The sequence below is a fragment of the uncultured Gilliamella sp. genome, from assembly GCA_945271295.1.
Taxonomy (GTDB): Bacteria; Pseudomonadota; Gammaproteobacteria; order Enterobacterales; family Orbaceae; genus Gilliamella.
This window is the reverse complement of sequence record CALYPG010000002.1, coordinates 67783-80602: the sequence shown is the minus strand read 5'-3', so window position 1 is coordinate 80602 and position 12820 is coordinate 67783. Positions and strand designations below refer to the sequence as shown.

Sequence of the window (12820 nt, the reverse complement as noted above, 5' to 3'; positions counted from 1 at the left end):
TGATGAATGATACATTAATGTTATATTTACTGTTAATTATACCGTTATGTTTTTCTGTGATCTGTTTTTTATGCAGTTTAGCAAGTAACGGTCTTGTTAAAGTTGTACATGGAATTAATTTAGTGGGTTTAATTGCCTTAGTTTCAATTTCTGCTGGTGTATTATTTAAGATATATCTTGAAGGTCAAATTTTATCAGATAATTTATGGTGGCATATTGATACGCTAGGAGCATTATTTTTAGCAATATTAGCCGTCATTGGTTTTATTACTGGTCTTTATTCAATTGGTTATATGAGTCATGAAGTTAAACATGGTGAGGTCTCACCTAAAACGCTTTGTTATTATTATGGCTTTTTCCATTTGTTTTTATTCACCATGTTAATTGCCATTACTACTAATAATTTAATCTTAATGTGGGTTGGGATAGAAGCGACAACTTTAAGTTCTACTTTTTTAGTCGGATTATATGGGCAAAAATCATCCCTTGAAGCAGCATGGAAATATATAGTAGTTTGTACAATCGGTGTTGCCTTTGGTTTATATGGCACCATACTGGTTTATTCAAATGCTGCTAGTGTTATGGCAGATCCAAGTATGGCTATCTATTGGACTGAAGTGGTTAAATATCCAAAAATTTTAGATGATACTTTGATGCATCTAGCGTTTGTATTTGTTTTACTTGGTTTTGGTACCAAAATGGGATTATTTCCTATGCATGCTTGGTTACCAGATGCACATAGTGAAGCACCTAGCCCAACAAGTGCATTATTATCAGCAGTATTATTAAATTGTGCATTATTAGTGATTTTACGTTATTACATTATTATTAGTGGTTCAATTGATGATAGCTTCCCTCGTAATTTACTATTAATATTTGGTTTTTTATCAGTAGGTGTTTCCGCATTTTTTATTATCGTGCAGCGTGACATGAAGCGTTTACTAGCTTATTCAAGTGTGGAAAATATGGGCATTGTTGCAATTGCAATTGGTATTGGTGGTCCTTTTGGCATTTTTGCCGGTTTGTTGCATACACTCAATCATAGTTTAGCCAAAACTTTATTATTCTGTGGTTCAGGTAATGTATTATTGAAGTATGGTACTCGCGATATTTTTGCCGTCCGTGGCTTATTAAAAGTCGCGCCATTAACCGCAGTGTTATTTGCTGGTGGTGCCTTAGCTTTAGGTGGAATGCCTCCATTTAATGTGTTTGTTAGTGAATTTATGTTAGTGGTTGCCACTCTTAAAACCAGTTCTATTTGGTTAGCTTTATTGTTATTGTTGCTATTAACTGTAGTGTTAGCGGGTCTAGTTAGAATGGTGGCTAAAGTTACTTTTGGTCAGGCTCCTGAACAAGTTGCAAAAGGTGAATTAGGATTATTAACGACTATGCCAATGGCTTTGTTACTTATTATGATGTTAGTCATGGGTATTTGTATCCCTAAACCGGTACAACAATTATTAAACAATGCAACGACAATCATAGTTACACATAATGTGCAATCCTCGTCAGTTAATCATAGTGATGTATTATCTGAACAACCAAATCAATCATTTCAATCAGAAATTATCACTCAAACATCTGGAATTGTTTTAGACTCATTAGAACAGGAGAGTATAAAGTGACACTTGAAACGGTATTAAATAATCAGTCTAAAAATCAGCAATTACTGGGTGATAATTATGTTACTCAGGTTAGAAATCGTTTTCCTCATGCGGTAATAGAAGAAGAACGTCAAACATATAATCAGTTAACAATAACAATTGATTTAAATAGCTTACCGCAAATTGTAGCTTATCTTTATTATGAATTAGGTGGCTGGTTACCCGTACTTTTTGGTAATGATGAACGCTCTTTAAATGGTCATTTTGCAATTTATTATGCCTTATCAATGGAAGAAGGGGAAAAATGTTGGATTGTGGTTAAAGCATTAGTCGATCCAATTAGAGCTGAATTTCCATCAGTTACACCTTTAGTACCCGCTGCGGTTTGGGGTGAGCGTGAAATTCGTGATATGTACGGCCTAACACCGGTCGGTATTCCTGATGCTCGCCGGCTTGTATTACCAGATGATTGGCCAGATGAACTTTATCCATTACGTAAAGATACCATGGATTATCGTCAACGTCCGGCACCAACTACCAATAATGACACTTATCCGTTCTTAAATGAGTTAGGCGATAAAGATAACCGTATAGTTCCTATTGGCCCAATGCATATTACCTCTGATGAACCAGGACACTTTAGATTATTTGTTGATGGTGAACAAATTATTGATGCTGATTATCGATTATTCTATGTACATAGAGGTATGGAAAAAGTAGCTGAAAATCGTATGGGTTATAATGAAGTGACCTTCCTAGCAGATAGGGTATGCGGTATTTGTGGTTATGCTCATAGTGTTGCTTATGCCAATTCAGTTGAAAATGCTTTAGGCATTGAAGTTCCTGCCCGTGGGCAGATGATACGTAGTATTTTGCTAGAAATAGAGCGCTTACATAGTCATTTATTAAATTTAGGATTAAGTTGCCACTTTACTGGTTTTGATGGTGGATTTCAGCAATTTTTTAGAGTACGAGAAAAAGCCATGATGTTGGCGGAACTCCTTACTGGGGCAAGGAAAACCTATGGCATGAATCTTATTGGTGGTATTAGGCGAGATATTCTTAAAGATGCTCGTATTAAAACAATACAAGTATTACAAGAAATGCGCAAAGAAGTGATAGAACTTGTTGAAATGTTAGTCGGCACCCCAAATTTTGAACAACGCACTAAAGGGGTAGGCATTTTAGATAAAAAAATTGCTCGAGATTTTAGCCCTGTAGGACCAATGATTCGCGCTAGTGGTTTTAAGCGAGATGTGAGATTTGATCACCCGTTTGCGGGTTATAATTTACTACCTAAAAATTTAATCAGTTATGATTCATGTGATGTAGCGGCTCGTGTAATGGTTCGTGTTGGTGAAACGCTTGACTCGATAGCCATGTGTGAATATGCACTAGATAATTTACCGAGTGGTCCTTTATTAGTTGAAGGATTTACTTACCAACCACATAAATTTGCACTTGGTTTTACCGAAGCGCCACGAGGTGAAGATGTGCATTGGAGTATGACTGGCAATAATCAGAAATTATTCCGTTGGCGTTGTAGGGCAGCTACTTATGCTAATTGGCCTGTTTTGCGATATATGTTACGAGGTAATACTGTATCAGATGCACCATTAATTATTGGTAGTTTAGATCCTTGTTACTCCTGTACAGACCGTGTGACATTAGTCGATGTTCGTAAACAAAAATCCGTTACTGTACCTTATAAAGAGATTGAACGTTATGGTATTGAGCGTGTTAACTCACCAGTAAAACCATAGAGGACAAAAAGATGTTAAAACTGTTGAAAATAATACACAAAGTTGGTGATACAACGGTTAAATATCCGTTTAAACCACTTGAGGTTCCTTTGGGTTTTCGGGGTAAACCTAATTATGATCCTGAACAGTGTATAGCTTGTGGCGCTTGTACTACGGCTTGTCCTGCTAATGCGTTAACTATGCAAACAAATACAAAAACCGGCAAGCGTGAATGGCAATTATTTGTTGGACGATGCATTTTTTGTGGACGTTGTGAAGAGGTTTGCCCAACACGAGCCATTGAATTATCGCAGGAATTCGAATTAGCAGTAATGAATAAAGCGGACTTATATGAGCAAGCAACGTTTGCATTGGCTAAATGCCATGTTTGTGAGCGTTTTTTTGCGCCACAAAAAGAAATTGATTATGTCATGGCATTATTAATCCATGCAGGGTTAGATGAACAAGAAGTGTTGTCACGACAAGAACAGTTTGAAACTTGTCCAGAATGTAAACGTCGCCAAAATATTGTGAATAAAAGTGATGTGCAATTAGATAAGTATGCACAATCAGGAGTACAGCATGAATCTGAAAAATAATATTGACGATAATAGTCATTTGCATTACACGCCAAAACCTATTGTAGTTGATGAACAGATTAATAAACTTAAAGAGACATTACTTAAAAAAATTAAGCGCTCTGCCTATGTTTATCGTGTTGATTGTGGTGGATGTAATGGTTGTGAGATAGAGATCTTTGCTGCCATTACTCCTCTTTTTGATGCTGAACGTTTCGGGATCAAAGTTGTTCCTTCTCCACGCCATGCAGATATTTTACTTTTTACTGGAGCCGTAACGCGCTCGATGCGTATGCCTGCTTTACGAGCATACCATAGTGCACCCGATCCAAAAATTTGCATCTCATATGGCGCTTGTGGTTGTGGTGGTGGCATATTCCATGATTTATATTGTGTTTGGGGAGGCAGTGATAAGATCGTACCAATTGATGTTTATATTCCTGGCTGTCCTCCTACCCCAGCAGCTACAATTTATGGTTTTGCTCTGGCACTTGGTTTATTAGAACAAAAACTAAAAGGTCAATCTTACGATCAAACCAGTAATGAACAAGTTAAAGTGTTACATCCACACATCCCTGTCGAGGCTAGAGTCGTATTAGAACGTGAAGCAAGAAAGCTAGTTGGTTATTATCAAGGTAAGCAAATTAGTGATAAAATTTTGTCATTAATTGAAGTCAATTCTCCAGCAGAATTCGAAATTAAATTAAAACAGTGGCTTGATAAAGAACAAGATCTTCGTTTAAATGAAGTAGTTAATCAATTGCAAACCGTATTTTTTAATATGCTCGAAGGAGAGTATCATGGCTGATCAGGTGTTATTTTATTCACTTAATCAGAAGTTTGTCGAGCAAGAAACTGATATTCCGCCTCAGGCAGAGCAGGTGATGTATTACTCTTTAGCGATTGGTCATCATGTTGGTGTGATTGATTGTTTGAAAAGTGTTTTAACCTGTCCGACTGATGAATATATGCATTGGGTTGATTATATATCAGTAAATCCAGAAGCTCATGCCAAACTGGCTAGATTATTAAAGTTTGGCGAAATTACTGTTGATATTACCCATGTAAATTTATTAGCTAATGCTTTCATACAACAGCGCGATAAAATGGTATCACCTTATAAACAATGGACTGAAACATTACTTGAGTTATTGCAGGCAATGACGAAAGAACCAGCAATGTATTTAATGATAAAAAGAGTGATATAGAATGAATATTGATCATCAATATACAGGTATAATCCTCACTGTTGGTAATAGTATGATGGGGGATGATGGTGCAGGGCCGTTATTAGCAGAAAAATTACAACAACAACCGATAGAACAGTGGTTTGTTATTGATGGAGGTAGTACACCAGAAAATGTGGTACATAATATTCGACAACTTAAACCGAAACAATTATTGATTGTTGATGCGACTGAAATGGGACTTGCACCTGGTGAGGTTCGTTTTGTTGATGTTGATTTAATTGCAGAGATGTTTTTGATGAATACGCATAATATGCCGTTAACTTTTTTAGTGGAGCAATTAAAAGAAGATATACCAATAATTGACTTTTTAGGTATACAACCTGATATCGTCGGTTTTTATTATCCGATGACTGAAAAGGTAAAACAAGGAATAGACAAGATTTATGATGCACTTAAATCAGATCGTTTAAAGACAGAATTTATTGCATTGAATAAGGAAAGTAATTATGAATCAATTTATCAGTGCTAATATTAATGCTTGTATTGGTTGTAAAACTTGTGAAGTGGCTTGTGTACTTTCCCACAACGAAGAATTAACCACACTAGAATCGGCGCACTTTAATGCACGGTTAAAAGTAACAATCACTAGAGAGGTAACTGTTCCTGTTATGTGCCGCCAATGTGATGATGCTGCATGTGTTGCAGCATGCCCAAATGGTGCATTAATTGAACAAGATAATTGTGTTAAAATAATACAGAATAAATGTATCGGCTGCAAAACTTGTGTTTTAGCTTGTCCTTATGGCGCAATAGAAATAAAGATGCGTGAAGTACCTGTTATCATAAACGGTTACCAATTTGGAGTAAAATATAAAGCCGAAATAATGAAGTGTGATTTATGTAGTAATAATGCTTCAGGTCCAGCATGTGTGCATGCGTGTCCTACCAAAGCATTATCGATTACTAAAACAAATAAATTGGAAGAAATACAAGAGCGTGTCAATTGACGTTAATCGACAATTATACACTCTGACATAATTTATTAGATCCTAACAGGAAGATCCATTACCGTTTTGTTAGGTCATAATAATTTTAAGGAGTCTAACATGAAAAAAGTGATAGAGGTTTGCCCATACTGCGCATCAGGTTGCAAAATTAATTTGCAAGTTCAAAATGGTCGAGTGATTGGTGCCGAAGGTGCTAAAGGGTTAACTAATGAAGGTGAATTATGTTTAAAAGGTCTATATGGTTGGGATTTTATTCATGATACTAAAATATTAACCCCACGTTTACGTAATCCAATGATTCGTCGAGAAAAAGGTGGAAAACTTGAACCGGTATCATGGCAAGAAGCGATTAGTTTCACTGCTAATAAATTAAAATCAATTAAAGAAAAATATGGACCAGATTCAATTATGTGTTCTGGTTCATCACGTAGTACTGGTAATGAAACTAATTACGTGATGCAAAAATTTGCTCGGGCGGTAATTGGTACCAATAACGTTGACTGCTGTGCTAGGGTCTGACATGGTCCTTCTGTTGCAGGTCTGCAACTTTCAGTAGGTGGCGGTGCCATGAGTAACTCAATTGTTGAGATTGAGGATACCAAATGTATTTTTATTTTTGGCTGGAATCCAGCAACGTCCCATCCAATTATTGCACGACGTATTGTCCGTGCTAAAGAGAAAGGGGCGAAAATAATAGTATGTGATCCAAGAAAGATTGAGACAGCACGTATTGCTGATCTTTTCGTACCATTAAAAAATGGTAGTAATATTGCTTTCTTAAATGCAGTTGCTCACGTACTTATAGAAGAAGATTTGATCAACCATAATTTTATTGAAAAATATACGGATGGTTTTGATGAACTTAAACAAATTGTAGCAAGTTATACACCAGAATCGGTACAAGAAATAACAGGCATAGAACCAGATGTTATTCGTCAGGTAGCAAGAATGTATGCCACTTCACCTGCTTCAGGAATATTCTGGGGAATGGGGGTTTGCCAATTCTATCAAGGCGTTGAAACAGTTCGTGCATTGGCCAGTTTAGCATTGTTAACCGGTCAAATTGGACGCCCTAATACTGGCGTAGCTCCGGTGCGTGGTCAAAATAATGTACAAGGTGCATGTGATATGGGAGCACTACCAAATCAGTTCCCAGGTTATCAAAATGTAACCGATGATGAAATAAGAGCAAAATTTGCTAAGGCTTGGGGAGTTGAGTCATTACCAAATAAAGTGGGAGCTTATTTAAGTGAAGTTGCCATGAATGCTGAAAAAGGTAAATTAAAGGCATTCTATTGTATGGGTGAAGATCCACTACAAACTGAACCTGATTTATCAGCAGTAAGGCGTGGATTTAGTGAACTTGAGTTGTTCATTGTGCAAGATGTCTTTATGACCAAAACTGCAGCTGCTGCGGATGTTATTTTCCCAGCAACAACTTGGGGTGAGCATGAAGGGGTCTATTCTGCAGCGGATCGCGGATTCCAACGCTTTTATAAAGCGGTTGAACCAGAAGGTGATGTTAAAGTCGACTGGCAAATTATTAGCTTGTTAGCTACAGAATTAGGTTATCCGATGCATTATAACAATACTCAAGAAATTTGGGATGAATTGCGTGAATTATGTCCTAAATATTATGGTGCGACTTATGAAAAACTCGATGCTAATGGTGGATTAGGTTATGTTCAATGGCCTTGCCCAACCTTAGATTCACCGGGTTCACCTTACCTCTATGATGATGGTCAGGGTGGAGCGAAATTTGATACACCAAATGGTAAAGGACAATTTTTTACCTGTGACTGGGTACCGCCGGTTGAACAAACCAGTAGTGAATTTCCTTTGGTATTGGCAACAGTTCGTGAAGTTGGTCATTATTCTTGCCGATCAATGACAGGTAACTGTCGAGCTCTGGCTGCATTAGCGGATGAACCAGGCTATATTCAGATGAACACCGCCGATGCAAGAGAGCTGAATATTGAAAATGAAGAATTGGTATGGGTTGAGTCTCATCACGGTAAAGTAATAACACGTGCTTCAGTGAGTGATAGAACCAATAAAGGGGCAGTTTATATGACCTACCAATGGTGGATAGGTGCTTGTAATGAGTTAGTTGGTGAAAATCTTAGCAAGATAACCAAAACACCAGAGTATAAATATGTTCCTGTAAGGGTTACAGCTATTGAAGATCAAATATCGGCAGAACGTTATGTAAAAGAGGAGTACAGTCAACTTAAATACCGTTTACGTCAGGAAACAGAGAATGGCACATTAAAAACAAACCTTTCTCCACTAGCAATTGCTAATACTAAATAGTTTGGAGGTAAGATTAATTTGTTATTTGTGTGATTTTAAAATTATCACTACTTTTTAAAGTATTGATAATCCTCAACTAAGTAGTAATAATAAATTTATTACTACTTAGTTTACATTCTCTTCTCTATTTTAACCATTTCCTGACTATAACAACTCAAAAATTAAAATGTAATTAATTGTCTTTAGTTGATTTATTTGTGTGATCAACGAAGTGATGTTTTGTTACTTGTTATATAAAAGTTTGGTCGGAGGCATTAGCCTGTTTTCTATGCTTAGTTTATTTTTAAGTTAAAAGTTTCGATTTTTATTATTTAATATGACGAACAAATTAACTATACATGACAAGTAATATTGAAATTTTGCATTCAATTATCATTAACAATTAGTAGGTATAGGATTATTTATATGGAAAATAAAAAAAGTTTGTTACTTTTAATAAGTACGGGTGGACTCATTGGTGTTATTGCAATTGTATTAATGAAGTTAGGCAATCCCCCAAATATGGGAATTTGTGCAGCGTGTTTTTTACGCGATACAGCAGGCGCATTAGGGTTAGATAATGCAGCAGCTGTTCAATATATTCGGCCTGAAATTATTGGATTTATACTCGGTGCTTTTATACTAACCATGGGGAAAAGAGAGTTTCAAGCTAGTGGTGGTAGTGCGCCATTATTACGTTTTGTTATCGCTTTTTTTGTTATGATTGGCGCATTAGTTTTTTTAGGTTGCCCATTACGAATGGTGTTACGTTTAGCTGCTGGAGATCTGAATGCGCTTATCGGCTTAGCTGGATTTATTGTAGGTATCGGCGTAGGTAGCCTGTTTTTGACTAAAGGATATTCATTAGGTGCATCAGTAAGTCAACCTAAAGCTAATGGCTTAGTTATGCCAGTTATTGCAGTAATGTTATTAGTTTTTTTAGTGGCTCGTCCTGCTTTTATATTATTTAGTAGTAAAGGTCCAGGATCTTTACATGCACCAATATGGATTTCGTTAGCATCAGGCTTAATAATTGGGGCATTTGTACAACAAAGTCGTTTATGTATGTCTGGTGGTATTCGTAATCTAATCTTACTAAGAAGCGGCACATTGTTTTCAGGCTATATTGCGATCTTTGTTGTTGCATTAATTGCTAACTTATTTATTGGTAACTTTAATTTAGGATTTGCAAATCAGCCAATTGCTCATACTGATTCTGTCTGGAACTTTCTAGGTATGGCTTTGGTCGGTTATGGCTCCATTTTAATTGGTGGTTGCCCTTTGCGCCAGTTAGTCATGGCTGGTGAAGGGAATTCTGATGCAGCCATTGCGGTATTAGGATTTTTAGTGGCTGGCGCAATTGCGCATAACTTTGGCATCGCCGCATCGCCAGCAGGTGTTCCGGTAAATGGCCAGATTGCTGTTGGCATAGGTTTTGTGGTATTGACACTTATCGCTGCATCTAACTGCAAGTTGTTTACCAATGTTAAAGCGATAGCATAGGTGAAATAAAAATATCACTTAATTAAAAAAACCTGTCAAAAGCAGGTTTTTTTATTTGTATTTTATTTATCCTTTTTTACCAATAAATCATTAATTAGTAATAAAAACTCATCATTATTTGTTATGGATATATATTGATAAAAAAACAGCTTTGATTATTTATTTCCATTCGGTAATCGGATGGAAATTATCATTTTTTTAATATGGTATTGAAGCTCATTATCAGAAATAATTAGTTTTACTATATTGATAATAGCTACCAATTGAAGTATGAAGTTATTATCAAAAGAAACCTATTTAATAGTTAGGTTTTTATGCAATATGTTATTAGTTATAGTTATGGGTTAGATTATGTAAAGATGTTTCAGGTTAACTATACGTTTCAGTATGTTGAATTCACCCATCTCACCTCACCTATCATAACAACGACCTTATAAAACTGATACTAATTAGTATAGCCTATCCATTTAACGATTAAAGCTGCTATAAACTGGTTTAGTTCTATCTCCCGGTATTAGTTGGTCTCGTCATCATTGCATTACTAAACTAAATTTTTTGGTCATGCCGCTTTCTCCTATGATTTTTATTTACATCATAGAAGAGAATGCTGTCTACTTTTTTGGCTAGGATCAATTAATCCGCATTATAAATTGTTGTTAACTCTGTACCGTCATCTTTTTGTTTAAAAATAAGTTCTGTTACTCCACCTGAAAATAATAATTCAACATTAAGTTCTTTAATATTAATCCAATGATAGTTTATTTCCAAATAACCTTTTTCAATAATATCTTTGTAGTTTTTCATTGGTTCAAGAATTTGCCTTAGATGCTTTTTATCTTCATCTTCTTGAGCTTTTTTCCAATATAACTCATAAGTAGCAGACAATTGTTTATTAGGGAAAAAACAAGTATTTCCAGATTTATAACTAGCATCACCGAAGTTTAAATTCTTACATATAGAGTCGTCTTTATTCGGTTCTATAGCAGAAGGAGAGATTTGATCTGAAAATAGAATTAAATAACCTTCTTTTATTGCTATTAACAGGTGATCTTGCATAATTAGCTCATCAAAAGGTTGTGGACAAATTTTATCGGTATATAAAGCGGTGATAATATTTAGTTGTTCTTTTACAGGTAAGTTCTCTTCATTAAACAGGGTATTATAAAGTTTTTCTGTTTCGAAAGAACTCCAATAAACAATAGGTTTCTGCTCTATTTTATGAACTTTTGTAGAACAAACATTAGGTATTTCGAGAGTATCACCGATTATTTTAATCTGAATATCTTTATATAAATAATATAAATCTTCTCTAGGATAACTATTATCATGTAGTACATCATTTTTCGAGATTTTACTATAAAAATAGGTAGTTTCAGGAAGATTTATTTGTTTACCAAAGCTATTGAAAGAAAAAGCCACTACACCAATTATCAAAAGAAAACCAAGTAATTTTCTATTTTTCATATTAAATCCTTTATTATGTTAGTAAGATCCATATTAAATTTATTGTTAATAAATTATTTTTAGATTTTCTTCGATTGATTAACCATTTATTTCCTCCATTAGCTTTATATTGTTGGGTATTATCTGTTTCTAATTAAATTATGTTCATGATTCACACCACTAAAATAATTAATTTGCTCCCGACTCCATTACTTTTCAAGCTTATATACAATATAACTCTACCCCGTTTCTGTGATACGAATGGCTCATTTGCCATTATTCACATTAGAATTTAAGAGATGATATTTATTTAATACCCTGTATCTACGGTTATAACTAATTTAGTATTATTCATTTTTTCTTCAAAAAGATAAGTTGTTTTTTCTGCACCTTGATCAATAATCATTTTTAATCTATTACGAGCCATCCATTGATAAGTTACTTTTATATCTTGAACAGAATAACTTGTATTTTCGTTAGGTAAGTATTTATTCATATACTGACCATCATTTATAATTTCTTTTATTCTGCCATACGTTTCTAATATTGACATATTCGGATACTGACATTCATATTTGCTACTACCATCAAATATCTGTCCTTTATTAACATCCTGACAATAGGTAGGAAAGTCATCGCTAAATTGATATTCTTTTGACGCTACTTTATTATCTTGCTCGGATTGTTTTGTGAAAAAAATTACGTGATACTTGTCGATAACAACTAAATAATCATCATTTTGAATAATTTCGCGATAAGGTGCTTCGCATTCCGATTCAGGTTTTGATGCCGTTAATATATTTATATTACTTGCTAATGGAATATTTTCTTCTTTAAATAATACCTCATATAAATTAACTGTTTTCTGTGAATAAAAATGAGACAATGGTGTCTGATTAATTTTTATATAATCTATGAAACAGATTTGAGGTTCTTCAAGTAAAAAGTTATTAACGGCTAATTTCTCATTGTCTACAGTTATTTTAACTTGGTCATATAATGTATTAAGTGACCGTAAAGTATCTTTTGAGCTATTCCCAAATAAATCTTTTTGGGAAACCTTTAAAAAATACCATGTACTATTAACTTCATGTTTTTCTTCTGAAATATTTTTAGCATAAACATTTCCGATAAAAATAAAAACTAATAACAGGAGCAAATATTTTTTTTTATTTATCATTTTTTACCTTTATTAATTAAAAATAATTTGATGCATTCTAGATATTATTAAAAAGATTATTTTCAGAATTCCATTTTGTCTAATTCTAAATTTCCTCTATTAGTTATATCTTGAAATTCAATCGTAGCATCTGATCCTCACCAATGTATTAGACAGTAATATCCCTATAATGCGGCTATCTCAATTGGTTGTGATCGATAAATCATTATAAATGACTTCTCTTTTTTAATGTCACTATTATTTTTTGGTAAGATTCGCTGTTATTGTTTGAATTTAAGCCA

The 12820-nt window shown here is 34.5% G+C and carries 11 protein-coding genes; 9 read left to right on the top strand and 2 right to left on the bottom strand.

Annotated elements, in window-relative coordinates; all coding sequences use genetic code 11:
- Nucleotides 1–2: 2 nt before the first annotated feature.
- The 9 genes from Q0K76_RS01810 to yedE all read left to right on the top strand — a co-directional run bounded on the left by Q0K76_RS01810 (nucleotide 3) and on the right by yedE (nucleotide 9916).
- Entirely contained in the window at nucleotides 3–1625 is a 1623-nt protein-coding gene (locus Q0K76_RS01810) for a hydrogenase 4 subunit F (RefSeq protein WP_363322373.1), read from the top strand.
- Nucleotides 1622–3367, top strand: a complete 1746-nt coding sequence (locus Q0K76_RS01805) for a hydrogenase large subunit (protein WP_294610351.1) — start codon at nucleotides 1622–1624, stop codon at nucleotides 3365–3367. The genes Q0K76_RS01810 and Q0K76_RS01805 overlap by 4 nt, the downstream gene beginning before the upstream one ends.
- An 11-nt stretch (nucleotides 3368–3378) precedes the next feature.
- Nucleotides 3379–3945: a hydrogenase 4 subunit H gene (gene hyfH, locus Q0K76_RS01800; RefSeq protein WP_294610348.1), complete on the top strand. Its 567-nt coding sequence runs from the start codon at nucleotides 3379–3381 to the stop codon at nucleotides 3943–3945.
- Nucleotides 3929–4732 carry an NADH-quinone oxidoreductase subunit B family protein gene (locus Q0K76_RS01795; protein ID WP_294610345.1) on the top strand — a complete coding sequence of 268 codons (804 nt, stop codon included), beginning with the start codon at nucleotides 3929–3931 and terminating at the stop codon, nucleotides 4730–4732. Before hyfH ends, Q0K76_RS01795 begins: the two co-directional genes overlap by 17 nt.
- Nucleotides 4725–5132: a formate hydrogenlyase maturation HycH family protein gene (locus Q0K76_RS01790; RefSeq protein ID WP_294610342.1), complete on the top strand. Its 408-nt coding sequence runs from the start codon at nucleotides 4725–4727 to the stop codon at nucleotides 5130–5132. The genes Q0K76_RS01795 and Q0K76_RS01790 overlap by 8 nt, the downstream gene beginning before the upstream one ends.
- Before the next feature lies 1 nt (nucleotide 5133).
- Nucleotides 5134–5643, top strand: coding sequence for a hydrogenase maturation peptidase HycI (gene hycI / locus Q0K76_RS01785; protein ID WP_294610338.1), 510 nt, complete (start codon nucleotides 5134–5136; stop codon nucleotides 5641–5643).
- Nucleotides 5621–6121: a 4Fe-4S dicluster domain-containing protein gene (locus tag Q0K76_RS01780; protein ID WP_294610335.1), complete on the top strand. Its 501-nt coding sequence runs from the start codon at nucleotides 5621–5623 to the stop codon at nucleotides 6119–6121. The genes hycI and Q0K76_RS01780 overlap by 23 nt, the downstream gene beginning before the upstream one ends.
- Before the next feature lie 99 nt (nucleotides 6122–6220).
- On the top strand, nucleotides 6221–8434 hold the full coding sequence (fdhF, locus tag Q0K76_RS01775) for a formate dehydrogenase subunit alpha (RefSeq protein WP_294610332.1): 2214 nt from the start codon (nucleotides 6221–6223) through the stop codon (nucleotides 8432–8434).
- A gap of 405 nt (nucleotides 8435–8839) precedes the next feature.
- A complete protein-coding gene (gene yedE / locus Q0K76_RS01770; RefSeq protein WP_294610329.1) occupies nucleotides 8840–9916 on the top strand; it encodes a YedE family putative selenium transporter in 1077 nt (358 codons plus the stop codon).
- Between the two features lie 633 nt (nucleotides 9917–10549).
- Here yedE and Q0K76_RS01765 read toward each other — a convergent pair.
- Together Q0K76_RS01765 and Q0K76_RS01760 are read right to left on the bottom strand one after the other, a co-directional pair.
- On the bottom strand, nucleotides 10550–11380 hold the full coding sequence (locus Q0K76_RS01765) for a hypothetical protein (RefSeq protein ID WP_294610326.1): 831 nt from the start codon (nucleotides 11378–11380) through the stop codon (nucleotides 10550–10552).
- Between the two features lie 289 nt (nucleotides 11381–11669).
- Nucleotides 11670–12539 (bottom strand): hypothetical protein, encoded by an 870-nt coding sequence (locus Q0K76_RS01760; protein WP_294610322.1) that lies wholly within the window; start codon nucleotides 12537–12539, stop codon nucleotides 11670–11672.
- Between the last annotated feature and the right edge of the window lie 281 nt (nucleotides 12540–12820).